This window comes from Methylomusa anaerophila (genome assembly GCF_003966895.1).
Taxonomy (GTDB): Bacteria; Bacillota; Negativicutes; order Sporomusales; family Sporomusaceae; genus Methylomusa; species Methylomusa anaerophila.
The window spans coordinates 3,590,079-3,609,044 of sequence record NZ_AP018449.1; the positions used below are offsets into that span (position 1 = coordinate 3,590,079).

14 protein-coding genes are annotated in these 18,966 nt (G+C 45.2%); 10 read left to right on the plus strand and 4 right to left on the minus strand.

The features are described 5' to 3' along the window. Positions 1 to 118: 118 nt before the first annotated feature. The 3 genes from MAMMFC1_RS16160 (at position 119) to MAMMFC1_RS16170 (ending at position 2,975) form a co-directional block, all read left to right on the plus strand. Positions 119 to 811, plus strand: a complete 693-nt coding sequence (locus MAMMFC1_RS16160) for a response regulator transcription factor (protein WP_126309514.1) — start codon at positions 119 to 121, stop codon at positions 809 to 811. Next, positions 792 to 2,087: a sensor histidine kinase gene (locus MAMMFC1_RS16165; RefSeq protein WP_126309515.1), complete on the plus strand. Its 1,296-nt coding sequence runs from the start codon at positions 792 to 794 to the stop codon at positions 2,085 to 2,087. The genes MAMMFC1_RS16160 and MAMMFC1_RS16165 overlap by 20 nt, the downstream gene beginning before the upstream one ends. Before the next feature lie 69 nt (positions 2,088 to 2,156). Beyond that, the gene (locus tag MAMMFC1_RS16170) at positions 2,157 to 2,975 is read left to right on the plus strand and encodes an undecaprenyl-diphosphate phosphatase (RefSeq protein ID WP_126309516.1); all 819 of its coding nucleotides are present in this window, start codon (positions 2,157 to 2,159) and stop codon (positions 2,973 to 2,975) included. Between the two features lie 117 nt (positions 2,976 to 3,092). On the opposite strand, the gene MAMMFC1_RS16175 is transcribed toward MAMMFC1_RS16170, so the two are convergent. Next, positions 3,093 to 3,419, minus strand: a complete 327-nt coding sequence (locus MAMMFC1_RS16175; RefSeq protein WP_158618795.1) for a DEAD/DEAH box helicase family protein — start codon at positions 3,417 to 3,419, stop codon at positions 3,093 to 3,095. An 89-nt stretch (positions 3,420 to 3,508) separates the two neighbouring features. Between MAMMFC1_RS16175 and MAMMFC1_RS21590 the strand changes: the two genes are divergently transcribed. Both MAMMFC1_RS21590 and MAMMFC1_RS16180 read left to right on the plus strand, forming a co-directional pair. Continuing rightward, a complete protein-coding gene (locus MAMMFC1_RS21590; protein WP_158618796.1) occupies positions 3,509 to 3,646 on the plus strand; it encodes a hypothetical protein in 138 nt (45 codons plus the stop codon). A gap of 82 nt (positions 3,647 to 3,728) precedes the next feature. Then, on the plus strand, positions 3,729 to 5,423 hold the full coding sequence (locus MAMMFC1_RS16180) for an MDR family MFS transporter (protein ID WP_197723843.1): 1,695 nt from the start codon (positions 3,729 to 3,731) through the stop codon (positions 5,421 to 5,423). A gap of 133 nt (positions 5,424 to 5,556) precedes the next feature. On the opposite strand, the gene MAMMFC1_RS16185 is transcribed toward MAMMFC1_RS16180, so the two are convergent. Further along, the gene (locus MAMMFC1_RS16185; protein ID WP_126309519.1) at positions 5,557 to 6,228 is read right to left on the minus strand and encodes a flavodoxin family protein; all 672 of its coding nucleotides are present in this window, start codon (positions 6,226 to 6,228) and stop codon (positions 5,557 to 5,559) included. A gap of 294 nt (positions 6,229 to 6,522) precedes the next feature. Between MAMMFC1_RS16185 and MAMMFC1_RS16190 the strand changes: the two genes are divergently transcribed. Continuing rightward, entirely contained in the window at positions 6,523 to 7,194 is a 672-nt protein-coding gene (locus MAMMFC1_RS16190; RefSeq protein ID WP_197723844.1) for a Crp/Fnr family transcriptional regulator, read from the plus strand. Between the two features lie 89 nt (positions 7,195 to 7,283). After that, positions 7,284 to 7,619 carry a pyridoxamine 5'-phosphate oxidase family protein gene (locus MAMMFC1_RS16195; protein ID WP_126309520.1) on the plus strand — a complete coding sequence of 112 codons (336 nt, stop codon included), beginning with the start codon at positions 7,284 to 7,286 and terminating at the stop codon, positions 7,617 to 7,619. Positions 7,620 to 7,721: 102 nt separating this feature from the next. On the opposite strand, the gene MAMMFC1_RS16200 is transcribed toward MAMMFC1_RS16195, so the two are convergent. Beyond that, on the minus strand, positions 7,722 to 8,012 hold the full coding sequence (locus MAMMFC1_RS16200; RefSeq protein ID WP_126309521.1) for a zinc-ribbon domain containing protein: 291 nt from the start codon (positions 8,010 to 8,012) through the stop codon (positions 7,722 to 7,724). A gap of 170 nt (positions 8,013 to 8,182) precedes the next feature. Continuing rightward, positions 8,183 to 9,013 carry a nickel/cobalt transporter gene (locus MAMMFC1_RS16205; RefSeq protein WP_145987649.1) on the minus strand — a complete coding sequence of 277 codons (831 nt, stop codon included), beginning with the start codon at positions 9,011 to 9,013 and terminating at the stop codon, positions 8,183 to 8,185. A gap of 488 nt (positions 9,014 to 9,501) precedes the next feature. On the opposite strand from MAMMFC1_RS16205, the gene MAMMFC1_RS16210 reads away from it, so the two are divergent. The 3 genes from MAMMFC1_RS16210 to MAMMFC1_RS16220 all read left to right on the plus strand — a co-directional run bounded on the left by MAMMFC1_RS16210 (position 9,502) and on the right by MAMMFC1_RS16220 (position 18,947). Further along, complete coding sequence (locus MAMMFC1_RS16210; RefSeq protein WP_126309525.1) at positions 9,502 to 10,041, plus strand: 3D domain-containing protein; 540 nt, start codon at positions 9,502 to 9,504, stop codon at positions 10,039 to 10,041. Between the two features lie 25 nt (positions 10,042 to 10,066). Further along, a complete protein-coding gene (locus tag MAMMFC1_RS16215; RefSeq protein WP_126309527.1) occupies positions 10,067 to 10,837 on the plus strand; it encodes a DUF364 domain-containing protein in 771 nt (256 codons plus the stop codon). Between the two features lie 412 nt (positions 10,838 to 11,249). Beyond that, positions 11,250 to 18,947 carry a SpvB/TcaC N-terminal domain-containing protein gene (locus MAMMFC1_RS16220; RefSeq protein WP_197723845.1) on the plus strand — a complete coding sequence of 2,566 codons (7,698 nt, stop codon included), beginning with the start codon at positions 11,250 to 11,252 and terminating at the stop codon, positions 18,945 to 18,947. Positions 18,948 to 18,966: the final 19 nt, after the last annotated feature.

Below are 18,966 nucleotides of genomic sequence, written 5' to 3' on the forward strand. Positions count from 1 at the left end.
GATTTCTGCTGGCGGTAGCTAAATTTAAGTATCAGCTGCTAAAAAGTAGCGGAGGATTGTCCTATTATTTAATCACGGAACAGGAGCGTCGCTGGCGCTGAAAAAGGAAGGGGTTTGGATGAGAGTATTACTTGCCGAAGATGATGCTAAGCTGGGAAAGTTAATCAAGCATATGCTGGAAAAATCCGGGATACAAGTTGACTGGGTGTTAAGCGGGGATATGGCGCTGGAGTATGCACTTTACGATCCGTATGATGTGGTTATCCTGGATTGGATGATGCCCGGACAAACCGGCATTGCCGTCTGTGACCAACTGCGTAAACGGGGTTATCACGGAGCTGTTTTGATGCTGACAGCAAAAGACGCTATTGATGACCGGGTGCTGGGCTTGGATACGGGAGCCGATGATTATTTTGTTAAGCCATTCGAGTTTGCGGAGCTGCTCGCCAGGCTTCGCGCCTTAGCTAGGCGCAGTAGTGTGAGATTAACGGAAAACATTTTGCAGGTCGGCAACTTAGTCTTTAATGGATTGACACATTGTGTACAACGGGGTGATACGGAAATACAGCTTACCAGTCGCGAATTTCAACTGCTTGATCTGCTGGTCCGCAATCAGGAACGCGTAATCCCGAGAGAAGTTATTTTAGAGCGAATATGGGGCTTGGAAACCGATGTTTCTTCGAATAATCTGGATGCCTATGTACGGTTGCTGCGGCGAAAACTTAGTCCATTTGAGGATGTAGTCGTGATACAAACTGTCCGGGGCATTGGCTATAAGCTGGAGGTCCAAGATGTTTGCGAAAATCCGTAACAGGTTAACTCTGCGGTATGCAATGGTCATGATGCTGCTGATGATGGCTTTTATTGTCGCAAGCTCCGCAGGACTGCTTTGGATCCTTTATCAGGAAGAACAGCAGGACCTGCGGTCTTTCGCAGAAGAAGAGGCCAGAGAGCAAGCTGGGATGTACAAAGAAAAAACTGCTTTTTTTCAACTGCCACCGAAGGAAAATAAGGATATAAATCACGGTGCAAAGATTTTTTATTATGTTTTCGATACCAATAGACAAATGGCTGCTGCCGAGGAACCATCACATGGAATTCGAACCGGGGTGTTACGCATTATACACAATTGGGACGCACCGGATGGAGAAGTTGAACTGAAGAAATTTCATCTTCCTAATGGAGACAGAGCCGTAGTCATGTTATGCAGCATGAAAATATACGACGAATCCCAAGTGCTGGGCACCATTTTTGTGGGGGAAGATATCAGCGCTTATTATCACATGCTAAAAATGTTATTCATCATGATGGTGATAATTTCTATTATTTTCTTGATAATTGCCGCTTTTGCCGGACATTTATTAGCGGGGAAGGCAATGATTCCAATTAAGCAGGCTTTTTCCCGGCAACGTGAATTTGTCGCCGATGCCTCCCATGAACTGCGTACCCCCCTTAGCATCCTCCAGACTTCAGTAGAGGCAGTGCAGAACGATGATGACCAAAAGCTATCGCCATTCGCCATTCAGGTGCTTGATGACATGAAAAGTGAAATCCGCAGGATGACCAAACTGGTAACCGACTTATTAACCCTTGCCCGGGCTGATGCCGGAGCAACCAATATTATAAAAGAGAAATTCGATCTGGTTGCCATAACGGAGCCGCTTATTCACTCACTACAGCCGTTAGCGGTGGTGAAAGAGATTGATTTGAAAATGAGCGGTGATGAAACGGTTCCCATTATGGCCGACCGCGAAAGAATAAGCCAACTGCTCTTAATTCTGGTTGATAATGCGATCAAATATACTCCTGCCGGCGGTAGGGTGGATGTTTTGATCAAAAGGACAGCAGCTCCGAAAACATCGGTTACGATTGCCGTGCATGATACGGGTGAAGGCATTCCGGAAAACGAGCGAAAGCTAATCTTCGAACGCTTTTACAGAATAGATAAAGCAAGATCACGGGAAGAAGGAGGTACTGGCCTTGGACTGTCTATCGCCAAGTGGATAGTGGATGTCCATGGCGGAAAAATAAAAGTGGAAAGCACTCCGGGAAAAGGTAGTACCTTTATTGTTAGTTTACCCATGTAATCTTTGGGCGGGCACAGACGGATTTAGTAGCATTCGGCAAATTATTCAAAAAGGGAGCAGGGTGTATATATGTTGTGGTATATTGCGATTATTCTTGGGATTGTGCAAGGTATTGGCGAATTCTTACCCATATCCAGTTCAGCACACTTAATTCTCACTCGCTGGTTTTTTGACTGGGACCCCATTATCAGCCGTTCAGGGGGAAATATTGATCTAGTCTTAGATGTGGCCCTCCATGTCGGAACATTGCTGGCAGTGCTTATCTATTTTTTCCGAGATTGGCTGCAACTGCTTACACACGGTCTATCCACAGGGATTAAGACGCGAGAGGGAAAAATGTTTTGGTATCTCGTGGTGGCTACCATTCCCGGAGGGATCGCAGGACTTGCTTTGGAATCGGTAATTGAGAATTTTATTCGATCTCAGATTCTGATCATTGCCGTGAGTTTAGCGATTATGGGGATTATTCTTTACTATGTTGACAAAAAAGCGGTACAAATCGTCAGTTTTGAAAAAATTACCTTTAGGCATGCAATTCTGATCGGTATTGCCCAGGCGTTAGCCCTGATTCCCGGCGTATCCCGTTCCGGTATTACTATGACTACAGGACGACTGTTAGGCTTTTCACGGGAGGCGGCCGCCAAATTTTCTTTCCTGTTGGCCACGCCGATCATTGCCGGTGCTGCACTAAAGCAAACTCCCAGCATCATTCATAACATTGCCAATCCCCTGTTTTTGGCTGGAACCATTACAGCGGCTATAGTAGGTGTTATCAGCATTGGCTTTTTACTCAAATATCTTAAGAGACATAACTTTGCTATATTTGCAATATACCGATTAGCAATAGCAGCACTCATCATTATTGTCTATGTGGTCCGGGGTGCTTAAAAAAACAGTAGACTTGGCAGCGATTGAAGGATAATAGATTATGAGAAAAATCAATTGAGTGGTGGCGGAAAAGCCGGTTTGAAGTGGAACTTTTTCCACCTCAAGCCGGCTTTCTCCTTAATATAAGGTATATTTAAGACTCAATTCCGTAAAAGCGTAAATTGCCCCTCGCTGGTACAGTTTGCTAAAACTTACCAATGATAACAGGCCGTCTTTCTCTAGGGAATAGGTGTCAAGGCCGAACTGAGCAAATGCTTCCCTGACTTCATCTTCTTCCTGCCACCAGCATCCTTTAAAAACATGAGCGTCTTTTTGCAATGCATGCTTAAAAAATGAGGCTTCCAACTCAAAAATTTCATTCTTAGAATTTGTTATAACCATAATGTGTTCGCTCTGATTGAATTTGGCGCAAAATAAATCGGCTTTAGCAGTAGAGGTGATCACATTAAAGAATTGAAATTATATCCGGGTATTAGGGCTTTGACGCTGTCGCTTAACCTCAGCTTATCCTAATACCCGGATGGCATTTTTTAATGCGACATATTAGCATTGCAAATGATGTAAATACACAAACCGGCGGCCACGACCAGTTAAAGGTCAAAGCAATGCAAGTACGCAGTTCTCCAAGGCTGGAGTTGGCCTGCCGCCACTATTATACGAAAGAAAATTAACAGGATAATTCCTCCCTGTCATGTACATTATAGTAGGGTCAAATTATACTTGGGTCCAAATCCAAGGGAGGCGAAAATGCACTTGTCTGCTAAAAGTCAACATGCAACGCTCGTGGCAGGACTATTACTGGCAATGTTTTTTTCTTCGCTGAATCAGACTGTAGTTGGGACCGCTATGCCGAGAATTATTGGCGAACTGGGCGGGTTAAGCATTATGACGTGGGTAACCACTGCTTATATGTTAACCTCGACAACAGTAGTGCCGATAGGCGGTAAACTTGCCGATCTCTATGGCCGGCGAGTGGTTTATATTACCGGGCTAATCATATTCATGTCGGGATCTGCCCTTTGCGGAACCAGCAGCAATATGCCGCAATTGATCTTCTATCGAGCGTTGCAAGGTATTGGCGGCGGTATCATGATGCCTTTGGCGATGACGATTGTAGGGGATATATTTACCCCTGAGGAACGCGGGCGATGGCAAGGGATTATGGGGGCCATATTTGGGCTGGCATCAGTAATTGGCCCGACTATTGGAGGCTGGATTGTTGATTATTCATCGTGGAAGTGGGTATTTTACATAAATTTGCCAATTGGACTTTTAGCGACAATTACGATATATCTTGGATTAAAGAATGAAAAAATACTGACTGACAAAATAGTTATTGATTATTCAGGCGCTATTACCCTGATTACCGGAACCGTAGGTTTGCTGTTAGGATTAAACCTCGGCGGTACGGAATACCCGTGGTCATCGTGGCAAATCCTTGCTTTGATGGGAGTGTCGCTGATATCCTGGCTGCTATTTATTAATTTTGAAAATAAGGCTGTCGAACCCGTATTAAGTCTAGCATTATTTAACAATAGGATTTTCACGGTTTCCAACATTGTCGGATTTTTAATGGGTTTAGGAATGTTTGGTTCAATCATATTTTTGCCTCTATTTTTCCAGGGCGTGCTGGGCATAAGCGCGACCAGTTCAGGCAACACCATGTTGCCGATGATGATTTCCATGATGATTACAAGTGTTGTCGTTGGCCAATTTGCAACTAAGATCGCATTTCGGTCAATGTATATAGCCGGGATGGCTTTAATGTCAGTTGCTTTTTTTCTCTTGAGCACTATGACAGTGAACACGACACAGCTCGCAGCAATGCTGTATATCGTTATCCTAGGGATTGGAATCGGCATAGTAACACCTATACTTACCCTCGCTGTGCAAAGCGCTTTTGGACCGGAACAGCGCGGGGTGGCAACTTCAGCAACTCAATTTTTCCGGAGTATTGGCGGGACTATAGGCATTACAGTACTCGGGGCATTTTTCAATAGTTATTCAGTAAACATGATGCGGCAAGAATTTTTTCCTGCCGTACAGAATGCACCATTGGTGATGACCGATACTGTGTCAGACATGTTGACAAAGGCTCAAACCGATCCCCGCAGTTTATTCAATATTTTGCTCAGTCCAGAAACTCTTCACAAGATGACGATTAATATGCAGCAGTTATTGCTGCCGCCACTCAAAAATACCCTGGCCGATTCGCTGCATATTGTCTTTTGGGTTGCCATGATCGTCTCGATTGTCGGTATCCTCGTCAGCCTGCTAATGGGGAAAGCGAAGCTTAATAACAAAAACAAAAGGTCAATGGCAGAGCAGGCAGGTGTAACCTTATATACTGACAGGTTAGCTGCCGAAATGGAATTGGCTGCTGATCTTGTTCCCGATCTTATTGATGGAGACCACCCCAAACGAAAAAAGGACTGCTATCGGGGGTGAGTATGGGGGTCATATGGGCCTTGCCAATTACAAGAAAGAAAACAAAATGACCTCTTGTCGAATCTATGTGGATTGGGCAGGAGGTCATTGCTTTCGCTGCTATTCAGATGTTGGCAATATTATAGGGGTCTGCTCACGAAACGGAAAAAGGATGAGAGATATAGGGGAGAGAGTCAATTTCACCGCGAAGAAACTGGCCCAGTAAGTTGCCTGCGTTTGTGGCTTCTTCCCATACCGGCTGTTTTTCAACAGCGATACAATGATCTTTTGAAGCCTTTATTTTATTGGGAAATACATGGGGTATTCCGCTATTTTTGCAGTTATCGCCGTAGCCGCAGGTAAGGCATGGTACATTTCCTTCAATAGATAATTCAGCTACGTGATGCATTCTTTCCATAAACAATTCTGTTGCTATCGCATCGAGGGCTCCATCTCTTATCTCTTTAAACAGGCCGGAAATAATGGTGATGACGTACTTATTTTCATTCAAGCTATGCAAGTGCCGCATTGACCATAGTCTTTCGAGAAAAGCTTTGGTGAAACCGTCCAATACCCTATATGGCGTATATCCTCCAATTACCAATGCCTGGGCATCCAGTAATTTTTTAGCCAGTGCCGGAAAATCATCATTGACTTTGCAAATATTGTCTTCCACACAGGCTTTACAGGCCAGGCACGGCCGTACATTAACAGTGCTTAGCTTTACAAATTCGAAGTCTAATCCAGTTGCCTTTAGTACTTGCAATACCAAACGGTCGGTGTTGCTGCCGGGCACAGGGCTTCCTGATATACCTAATATTTTCATTTTAGATCTTCCTCCATCTTCCAGTTTTAATTTGTTTCCTTCCTTCTTTGGCCGTTGGCCTTTGGCGAAAATTTCTGCAGCTTCAGGATTTTGGCGACTATTATTATAATTATAATCGCTTTCAATATTAATAGCTGTTAAGTATTTAACATACTACCCGGTAATATCATGCCAAAATAGAGGAGGAACTTGACAGAGCCAGTAGTGTTTTATAAGATCATACTATACCATAATACTGCCACCGTACTACTTGATGGCTATTTTGAGTTGTGAGGCTCAGCGGGGGTGAATCAATTGGATAAGAAGCGTTACTTGTGTTTGCATGATATTCCGCTTTTTTCGGGGCTCAGCATGGAATTTTTCCGTCAGATCTGCCTGGCAACTGATAAACAACACCTTACTAAAGGACAATCGTTATTTCGGCAGGGGGAAGTATCAAACCGTATTTATATAATCAAAGAAGGTTATTTTAAGTTGTTGAGGATAACTCCGGATGGAGATGAAACAATTTTGCAGTTCGTAGGCCCGGGTGAGATCATCGGCGAAACCGCATTGTTTCGCGCTGATAAAGCTCAGTTAGCTACGGCGATTTCCGTGGGAGAAGCCAAGGTTTGCAGTATTGATCATAATACATTTGAAAAAATCATCAAAAACCAGCCTAATTTAGCCTGGGAGTTGATCCGGAATCTCGGTGACCGTCTTTACGGCGTTTGGGAACAATTGTCTGAGACAAATAGTCAGACGACCCAGGAGAAGGTACTCAGTCTGATGATCCGAATGGCTAACGAACATGGTGAATCCTGCCACGAGGGTGTCCGGATCACAATTCCGTTAACCCAGCAAGAAATTGCCTCCCTGGTTGGAGCATCCCGGGTCATGGTTGTGCAGGCGATAAAAGAGCTAACGATGCAAAATTATCTTTGTAGGGAGAATCGGTATTATATTCTAAAAAATAAATGCTTCTAGATGATATGCTGTTAAATATTTAACAGCGGATTTTCATATGAACCACTATGCTAGTGTTAGTAGGTAACTAAAACTAAGGAGTGGTTAAAATGACAAATGAGACACAATGCACAAAGAGCCTTATTACCATTAATTCCGAAATAAAAGATGTAATCCTGGCATCTCCATTTATCGCCCTGGCATCGGTATCCGAGACCGGCCAGCCCCATTTGATTGTTGTAGGAAAAGTAAAAGAAATCAGGGACGATAGTCATCTGGTTTTTGGCGTATACAAGATGGATGTGACAAGACAAAATCTGTCGCAAACAGGTGATCTACAGGTTGTAGCCGTTTCCGGAAAAGTGGGCTACCGCTTTACCGGTAAAGCGGTAGTCCAAGATTCTGAACTCGTATTTTCAATTCATCAAGTTGATACGTTATTGTAATTTACGAATGTTTTATATGAAAAATTAAAGCATGGCCTAAAATTGGACCGCCCGATAACTCGGGCGGTCCAGGCTTTCGACAAAATATTGTCAATAGTCTTTTTATTGTCTATTTAGTCTATTAAAACAATCTCTGCAATATACGGGGCGATCGCCGCTAGGACGGAAAGGAACCTGAGTTTTTGCGCCGCACTCAGCACAGATTGCATCGAACATTTCCCTTTGGGGCCTGCCATTATCACTAGATCTCTCCTGGCGTCTACGGGCCCGGCACGCGGGACAACGGCTGGGATCGTTTGTAAAACCCTTTTCCGCATAAAACTCCTGCTCCGATGCAGTGAATAGGAATTCGGCGCCGCAGTCACGGCAAATTAGCGTTTTGTCTTGAAACACAATAGACTCCTCCTTGGCGACGTACTGATATAATCAATAATAATACTCTTAAATAATATTATTATTAATTACAGTATAACACCAAATTTCTTCCAGTCAAGAAAGGAGTTGTCCATAACGGATGATGACAGCAAAAATTTTCAAAAGCATTCTACTCTGCCTTATAAGAATTAGAATGCTTTTTGAATATTTGTCAGTATAATCAAGATGCCAAGTACAATAAAAAACAAGGCGCTAATTACATTTATTAATTTTAAAAAGAACTTTGATACACTATCGTGATAACAGCCAGATTGCATCGCCTCATTCTTAAGCAACCAGACGGTTATAGCCACCACAAAGAGCGTTAGGCCCATTCCCAGCGCGAAGGCTGCTACAAGCAGCAGTCCGTTTACCACCATATTCGTCGTCATGCAATAGATAAATATCGCAGCCGCGAGCGGACAGGGGATAATACCGATGGATAGGGCAATCCAAACGGGATGAACGGATTGCAAGTTATTAGAGGGTGTCTTGGTTTTACATCTCTGTTTGGAATATTGTTTGTAATTTTCGCCAAGCAGCTGAAAACCGGCTATAATTAAAGTTGCACCCGATACTACATTGAGCCCAAGATACGTGGCCCTCATAATTCCAGGAAAATAGTTTCCCACAAAATAGAAAATAAAGGCAACAATGGCAACGGCGCTGAACGCATGAAGAAAGGTCGCACCTATTGCTACCAGTGCAATATCTTTAAGGTGACGTTGTTGGGTTAGAATCCAGCCGGCGATAATAGACTTACCATGTCCGGGACTTGTTGCATGGAGTACTCCGTATAAAAATGAAAACGTAAACAATGCCTGAAAAAGATCTGGGCTGTAGTTATTGCTTAATACTTTAATTTTTATGGCAGCGTCTTTATTAAATTCCGCTTGCCAGTTCGTAATGTGATACATCACCTGATCCCGCATAGGGAAATCATCGATCAAGAAAAAAGCAACCAAAACAATGATTACCAAAAACGTAACTATCAATGTATTTGATTTATATTTTCTTAAATTAATTAACAGGGCTAAACGCCTCCAGGATCAGACAGGATCGGATTATCACGTAATATTTATTCGATTGATATATTGCTCGGTGAGAATGGTCAGAAATGGAGCGGGCCCTTTTGACTGCGAAGTAGTTTGAAATCGGAACTTGTTTCATATGCCGATAGGTGTGGAATGATCGTTAAAAATATATGTTTGTTATAGTTAAGCATATTCTTTGTTTAGACAATAACCAATCAAGTGTGCGCATGAGAGATCAGACAAAAAGTATTGATTAAGCGTAAAGCCAAACAACTCCAAAATCCATTTCAATGGATTTTGGAGTTGTTAATTTTGATTTAATTTTGCTTTGATGGACTTTAACGGGGCTAAGAAAATTTATCCATTGATACTGGCTCCACTTTATCGATATAATATAAACTAAGCCTCAATATATCCCTTGAAGGAGTGATAGGATGAGACTAAAATTGAATAAATTGACTATTGGCACGATTATAATAGTCCTAATGCTCAGTGTCGGCATCAACTACAAAATAGCTATTGATCAAGAGCAAGCAGACGAAGCACGAATAGCACAATTAACCTCTGAGGCCCAAGTAAATCAGCAAATGGTTGAGAAGATGCAAAAGGACATAGCAATTCTTAGGCGTGAACTGGCTGTTCAGCGGGAAGTCTATCCGACCAGCCGTGGTGGGCGGCGGGTGGTTCACTACATAGATGGCGCACAGGTGACCTGGTACAACGACAAAGGTAAAACAGCATCAGGCACAACAGCCACCGCGGGCAGGACTGTAGCGGTTGACCCGGACGTGGTTCCCCTAGGTGCGGAAGTTGAGATTGTTATGCCTGACGGCAGAGTATTTCGGCGTACAGCGGAAGATACTGGCGGAGCGGTTAAAGGCAAAGTGTTTGACGTTCATATAGACGCTTCCGATGAAGAATTATATGAACTAGGGCGGACGCATGGGGTGAGGGTATTTGTTCTTGATAGGTAGAGACTCAACAAGGAGGAAGAATACATTGCTGACTATACAAAAACGTCTGATTGATTTCTTACTGCCCCCTGCGGAGCGCGTGGCAGTTAGCGATGTACGCATTGGACTGGGGTATACTGCCATAAAGATTGAAAGTGGTCATGGCGGGGTGGCATGGACTCCGGATTTCTCAGCGACCAGCTGTACCTATTGCGAAAGCGCCGGAACCCTTGCCGGGCGTCCGGCAAAAGAGTTGCTAGCCATGCTCGTCGACGAGGCGTCCGTCTTGGCGCGGGCGCTCGGTCTGGCGACGGCAAATGCTTTGCTCGCCTCTTTGCCGAATCCCCCGACCTTAAAAGAAGAAGTCATCTCATCGCTTCATATTACACACAATGACCGGGTCGCTATGGTAGGATATTTCGGCCCGGTAATAGCCCAATTGCGCAAGACTGGATGCCGGCTCGACATCCTGGAACTAAATGATAAACACAGCGATACGCTTCCCCCTGAAAAAGCCGGCGATGCCCTGGGTGCTTGTACAGTAGCCGTCATTACCGGCACATCGCTTATCAATGGAACCTTTGACGAACTGATTGCCGGACTGGTAGAGCCTCGTGCCGCCGTCTTGCTAGGACCATCTTCACCTCTGTGTGGCGACATCTTTCAGGATACAAAAATCACTCACGTCGCTGGGGCACGGGTACGCGATACGGACGCCGTTCTACGCGTTGTTTCGGAAGGAGGCGGTACCATGCTCATGAAGCGATATCTGGATTTCGAGACAGTAAAGTCAGGAACGTGCCATACTAGACAATAATATGGCATGAGTAGCTTCATAAAAATTTTGTGCGTAAGTTAGCTCACCTTACAAGCTTCTGCCTGAGGTGAGCCTTTTTCATGGGTAAAATGTCCTTCCCGGATAAACCCAGCCATGGTGAATTGTTCCAAACCAGGACATTGCATGTCTGGCAGGATGCAGCTAACTTTTTGAAAGTTGGCTTACTAATTTTTATGAAATTTTTTTTAGTTCTGGAAGGAAAAATTATGCAATTTAAGGAAAGTTTATATTAAATACTAAATAAGTATTAATAGTTATAAGGAGGTAATGCTTTTTAAATGATATACGATATAAATAAGAAATATCAAAAAGGGTAGCAAAAGATTGATGGCACTTGCGAATAATCAACTTTCAGAGCATTGCCTATCTATCGGAATTAGAGGTGAAAAAAGTGATAAAAGAAACAGAAAATTCAAAAATCTCTTCGCGATTTCTTAAAACAGACGGAGGAAAAACTAAGTCCAATGCAATTGAGATTCCTTCCATTTCTTTGCCGAAGGGTGGCGGCGCCATTAAAGGAATTGATGAGAAGTTTTCTGTAAATGCCGTAAATGGAACAACTTCCTTTTCCATAGCCCTTCCTTTCTCGCCAACCAGGGGCGCTTCACCGGCACTGAATTTGACTTATAATTCAGGCGCCGGGAATGGTATTTTCGGCTTAGGCTGGACTTTGAGCCTTCCGTCCATCAAACGCAAAACGGATAAAGAGCTTCCCCAATATCTGGACGAAGCGGATTCGGATACATTCCTTTTTTCGGAGGCTGAAGACCTTGTTCCGGAATTCGCAAAAGCGGCAGATGGCAGTTTTCGTACAGATGGGAGCGGGAAATACATAGTCAAAGAAAAAGACTCACCGGACGGCTTATTTACCATCAGGTTTTACAGACCGCGCATTGAAGGTTTATTTGCCAGGATTGAGAGGTGGTCGGGGAAAACATCACGGGAAATCAAATGGCGTGTTATTACGAAAGAGAACGTAACGACACTTTTTGGCTGGAGCGCCGCAGCAAGAATTTTTGACCCCAAAGACGCAAATAAAGTATTTGCCTGGCTGCCTGAATTTGTCTTCGATGACAAAGGCAATTGCGCTCATTACATTTATAAGAAGGAAAACGACAAAGGACTTAATACTTCATTGCTGCACAATCGAAATCGCACGGAAAATGGCATTATCACATACACCAACCTATATTTAGAAAAGGTATTTTACGGCAACAAAACGCCATATACGCCCTATAAAAATTTAAATTACGCCTATCCGGATGAAAACGATTACCTGTTCCAAACGGTATTTGATTACGGCGAGTATGACACTAACGCCCCGTATACCAAAATAAAGGATTGGGATTTCAGAACAGACGCATTTTCAGAATACAATGCCGGTTTTGAAATAAGAACCACACGACTTTGCAAACGAGTGTTGCTGTTTCATTATTTTGCTGAACTTCCTGGCGGCTCGGCTTTGGTAAAATCCCTCAACTTTGGCTACAGTACCGCCGGCGAAGCAGATTTTACATTTTTAAGCTCTATCACCGCTTATGGCTACATTAAGAAACCAGACGGGACCTACACCGATAAAAAACTGCCGCCTGTTGAGTTTGAATATCAAAAACACGATTGGAACAAAGCTATCCAATTCATTTCACCGGAGGCTCTCATTCACGCCCCGGCGGGGTTGGCTGAACCGCTCTATCAATTCACTGATTTATTCAGCGAAGGTCTTGCAGGCATCCTGACCGAACAAGGCGAAGGCTGGTTTTATAAAAGTAATTTAGGCGACGGTAAGTTTGAACAGGCAAAACTGGTTTCACCAAAACCCACTTTTACAGGCCTTGGTTCACGGTTGCAATTAATGGATCTGGATGCGGATGGAAGCAAACAGCTGGTAAATATGAACAGCGAACCAAAGGGGTATTTTGAATTAAGCGACAAGGAAGAGTGGCAGGCTTTCCGGCCTTTTGAAAATCTGCCTAATATCAATAGCGCTGATGCAAATACCCGGATGATTGACCTTAATGGGGATGGCAAACCGGAAATTTTAATTACAGAAGATTATGTATTCACCTGGTATGAGTCAGCAGGCAGAAAAGGCTTTATAAGTTCCCATAAAACAGGCAAGCCCTTTGATGAAGAAGCAGGTCCGTATGTCGCCTTCACCGACCCGCAACAAACCATTTTCCTGGCGGATATGTCAGGTGATGGTTTAACGGACATCGTCAGGATAAGAAACGGCGAAGTCTGTTATTGGCCGAATCTCGGCTACGGAAGGTTTGGTGCCAAGGTAGGCATGGATCACGCCCCGGTTTTTGACCATCCTGATGCCTTCAATCCGTCCTACTTGCGGTTAGCCGATATTGACGGCTCCGGCGTCACCGATATTATTTATCTGGGTAAAAACAAATTCACCTGCTGGATGAACTTAAGCGGCAACGCTTTCAGCGCCGTTCCCTTCGAAATCGATCCCTTCCCGGAAATTCATCAGCAGGCAAAAATTACGGTTACCGATTTGCTGGGCAATGGTGTTGCCTGTATCGTCTGGTCAAGTCCGTTATCCAAGGATGCCGGAGCTCCATTAAAATACATCGACCTGATGAACAGCAAGAAACCTCATATTATGACTGCTTACAAAAACAATCTCGGCAAAGAAGTTACGCTGGAATATACCCCCTCCACCAGGTTTTACATTGAAGACAAACTTACAGGCAGGCCATGGATTACCAAACTGCATTACCCGGTCCATTGCCTTTCCAAAACCGAAACAAGAGATAGAATTTCCGGCTATCGGTTCGTTAGCTCATACCAATACCATCATGGCTATTACGACCATGCCGAAAGAGAATTCAGGGGTTTTGGCATGGTGGAACAAACAGATGCCGAAGCTTTTGAACATTGGGCAAAAGGGGATGCAAGCAATATCGTGGACAAAACCCTGCATCAGGACCCGATAGTCACCAAAAGCTGGTTTCATACCGGCGCCTTTTTAAGCAAGGAAACTATTCTCAATCAGTTTGCCCGTGAATATTGGGATGAAGAAATGGCAAAACAGGGCTTTGCTGTTGTAAACCATGAAAAGCCTTTGCCTGATGCCCGGGTCATTGCCGCGCCGGGATTAGATCCATCCATCATTGACCATCTCAGCGCCCAGGAATGGCGAGAAGCTTTACGCGCCTGCAAAGGCATGAGCCTGCGTTCGGAAACCTTTGCCCATGATGCTCCGGCAGCGGGAGCCACCCCTGAGCAAATTAAAAAACAGCTCACTCCTTTCTCCGCAGCAACCCGTAATTGTGTGATCGAGCTGCTGCAGCCAAAAGGGCAAAACCAGTACGCCGTATTTGTTGTCAAAGAGAGGGAGGCCATTGCCTACGGCTACGAGCGGAACACGGAGGACCCGCGCATTGCCCATACCCTCAATATCAAACTGGATGAATACGGGAATGTGTTGGAATCGGCCTCGGTGGTCTATCCGAGGATACAAGCGAACCCTTCCCTGCCCATAGAAACACAACAAGTACAGAACAAAACCCTGATTACCTATACGCAAAAGGGCTATACCAATGACATTGATACTGACAATGCCTACCGACTGAGACTTCCGGCCGAAGTGAAAACTTACGAATTAGAGGGTGTTGCCAAAAGCAGCCCATTCTATGCCCTGAATGATTTTGAGAATATCCTTACGGCTGCCGTTGAAGTGGAATATCATCAGGTTGATCAGAATCCTGCACCCGGGACTTCACAAAAGAGACTAATTGAGGACATACGCACCATTTATCGCAGTGACAATCTAAAGGATGCTTTGCCGTTACATCAGTTGGCATCATTGGGGTTGCCTTTTGAAAGCTATCAATTAGCTTACACGCCGGCCCTTGGCGATAATATTTTTGGCGCCAGGATTAATGAAGACCTGATGCTGGAGGGCAAATTCACTCAGCGGGAGGGGGATGACAGCTGGTGGATCCGCTCGGGAACCACCCAATTTGTCGATACAGGGGAAGCTGTTGCCGATGCTCAAAACCGTTTTTATCTTCCCGTTTCCTATACCGATCCCTATGGCGCCAGGACAAAGGTGAAATATGACGGCAATTATCGCCTCTTCATTGAAGAAACGGAAGACGCATTAGGCAATAAAACAACAGTCGAGCTTTATAATTTCAGGACACTTTCGCCGCAACGAATGAAGGACCCGAATAACAATATTTCCGAAGCCGTCAAAGATGAATTAGGACTGGTAAAGGCCATGGCGGTATTTGGCAAAGGCAATGAAGCCGACGATCTGATTGGCTTGAATGAGTTTTCTTCCCTGTCTGAAAATACACTGGTCAATGATTTCTTCCAGGCGCCGGTTGCCGATCTATTGGTTATCCATGGGAAAGATTTATTGCAGCATGCCACGGCAAGATTCGTCTATGACTTTGACGTTTATAAAAATTCAGGCAAGCCTGTGGCTGTCGCCTCCATTGTAAGGGAAGAGCATTTTAAGAAAAGCAATGATTCGCCGGTTCAGATCAGTTTTGAATACTCCAACGGCCTGGGGCGCGTGGTGATGAAAAAAACGCAGGCCGAACCGGGACCAGCCAGGCAAGTGACGGTCAATCCCGACGATTCCTACATAGTCGCCGACATCGATACCGCCACGCTTAACCCCAGGCAACTGCGCTGGATTGGCAACGGCAGAACCGTGCTCAACAATAAAGGCAATGCCGTAAAACAATACGAGCCCTACTTTTCGGTAACGCACAACTACGAAGATCTGAAGGAATTGGTGGAAACCGGAGTTACGCCCATCATGTATTACGATGCACCGGGGCGGCTCATCAAAACCGAAATGGCTGACGGCACTTTGTCCCGTACGGAATTTGATTCCTGGAAACAAGTCATTTACGACCAAAACGATACGATTCTGGAATCTTCCTGGTATTATAACCGCACCAACCGGCTGATAGATGCCGAACTCATTGCGGCCGGCAAAGACCCGGAGCGGGAAAAAACGGCTGCCGATAAAGCTACCAAACATGCCGGCACCCCCAATGTCCAGCACTTTGATACATTGGGCAGACCTGTTTTGTCGGTCGACCATAATAAGCATTTGCAAGCCGGTGAGGATGAATTTTACCTGACCAGAGCCGAACTCGATATCGAAGGCAATCTGCGCAAAGTTACCGACGCCCGCGGCAATGTGGTGATGCAATATAAATACGATATGCTGGGCAGCAAGGTCTATCAGCGCAGCATGGATGCCGGCCAGCGGTGGCTGCTGATGAATATTCTGGGCAACCCGCTGCGCACCTGGGATGAGCGCGGCTACGAATTCCAATATTTTTATGATACCCTGCACCGGCCTACCCTTAGTAAAGTCATAGGCGGGGATGGCGATAACCCTCTTAACCATATTTTTGGTAGGATATTTTACGGCGAAGCGGAGGCCAGCCCCGAACTGAAAAACCTCAGGGGACAGGTAATCAAGCATTACGATACCGGCGGAATTTTGATAACACCTGAATATGACTTAAAAGGACAGCCAAAATCTACTACCCGTAAGCTGTTTAAAAATTATAAAGGTATTGCCAACTGGACAGACACCAATATAGTCGCAGACCTTGAGTCCGAAAGCTTCACCTTTATTACGGAAACAGACGCCCTGGGAAGAGTGGTTAAACAAACCGCGCCTGACGGCAGTATTATCACGCCTTCTTACAACGAAGCCGGTTTGCTTAACAGTGAAAGCGTTGCCTATGTCGATCCCGCCGTTGCCACTACCCATATAAAAGACATAGATTACAATGAAAAAGGCCAGCGCAATAAAATCATCTATGGCAATGACGTAATCACTCAGTTTTATTATGACAAGGAAACCTTCCGGCTAAAGCGTTTGGAAACCAAACGGCAAAACAACGATCCGCTTCAGGACTGGCATTACACCTATGATCCGGTGGGCAATATCACCCATATTGAGGATAAAAACATACCGGTAGCATTTTTTGATAACCAAAAAATTACCGGGGTTTCCACCTATACCTATGATGCCCTTTACCGTCTGGCTGAAGCCACAGGCAGGGAGGGCAACCTGCCGTTTTCCTTTGACAGCAAAGACAATTGGAACGACATAGCCTTCATGCAACAATTGAATCCCGGCGATCCGGTGGCGATGCGAAATTATACCCAAAGCTACATCTATGACGCGGTCGGCAATATCCTGCAAATGCGGCATCAGGCAGCGGGGAACAACTGGACGAGGGATTATAACTATCAGGCCGCGAATAATCGCCTGATCAGCACGCAAATTGGGGCAAATACTTACAGCTACCCGCATCATCAGCGCCATGGCTTTATGACGGCCATGCCCCATTTGGAAGACATGGGATGGAACTTTAAAGAGGAACTGGTGCGAACAAGCCGTCAGAAGCGCACGGATGGCGGCACACCCGAAACAACCTATTATCAATATGACGGGCAAGGGCAACGGATAAGAAAAATAACCGAAAATCAGGCCGATGCAGGTGCTGCCATACCAGGCAAAAAAGACGAGCGGATTTATATCGCCGGCTATGAGCTTTACAAACAGTACAGCGGCGCGGATGCGGGGCTGGAACGCACCAGCCTGAGCCTGATGGACAGGCAGCACCGTTTTGTGATGATAGACACCGAAACCAAACCTAAAGTGGTAATGGGCGTACCGATGGGGCGTACCGACCCCGCCCAAACTGTGCGCTATCAGTTGCACAATCATCTGGGGTCGGCGGCGTTGGAGCTGGATGATACGGCGAGGGTGATCGGCTACGAAGAGTACCACCCTTACGGCACCACTGCTTATCAAGCTAAAAATGCAGCCATAAAATGTGCCGCCAAACGTTACCGCTATACGGACCTGGAGCGGGATGAGGAGAGCGGCCTGGAATACCACAGTGCAAGGTATTATTTGTCCTGGCTGGGCAGGTGGTTGAGTGCGGACCCGGCCGGGATTGAGGGAGGGACGAATTTTTATACGTATTGTCAAAACAATTGCATAAGGAAATGTGATAAGAATGGAAATCAGGGGATGGATGTGAATGAAATTGGTATGGCCATGATGTGGGATAGAATGGGCCAGGAGCTCAGTGCTATGTGGACAGGCTTATTTGGAGGAAGGGCATATATAAGTCCGCGAACCAATACAGTTGATATTTCAGCACCTAGTGGAGGCGTGGGAGGTGTAACCGGAGGGATTGTCAGAGCCGCTACATTGCGAATTGTTCCCATAGAAGATGACCCAACGCTATCAAGCTTATACGGACTTGAAATGGGCGCCGGGTTCGTTCCCGTATTAGATCCGGGAACCAGATTAGTCACAGGAACCACAGTTACCGGGCAAGATACCAGTCGCGGCTGGGCTGCATTTGAATTGGGAGTTGATGTTTTACCCTTCGGACTTGAACTGCATGCGATGGCTGCTGAATCCCGTGTTCTGTCGGCAGAATCGCGCGTGCTGTCGACAGAATCCCGTGTTCTCTCAACTGAGGCCCGAACGGTTTCTTTGGAAGCAAATGCACCACATATCGGATCTTCCGGAAATCCAACCAGACGGCCGACCATAACCAATCCTACATGCAGAGGAGATTTGTGTGTTGCCGATGTAGGCGCACACGAAGCCAATATGAATCTAAATCCCGGTCAGCCACCGGTAATAAATACTGAATTTGTCGAAGCCGCAGGCAGACCGGTAAGTAGAATTGAAGCACCAATTACCGACACCGGTGAGGCAACCGGTGTGTTAAATAAAGGGTTTGAAGCACTGCATCAGAGTGGCCGAACTAGCAGGCCTATCAGGGCTTCCGTTCCCATTGAGCCCGTACCACAACCGGGCAATTATATGGCAATTGTAGATGATCCTATGGGAGCACATGCCATTCATGCTACAGTTACCGATGAAGTTATAGGAAGGAGATTTATTTCTCAAGGACGATTAGTTACTGAAGCCGAAGCCTTAGAGATTGTAGAGAATGGCGGCACTTACACAACCCAAAATATTTACAGAATAGAATATTATGACCCCCAAAATGGTGTCTGTTTCCAACCAACTTCTCGTCCAAGATCATTTGTGAGATTACAATAATATAAAATTTAGGAAGAAT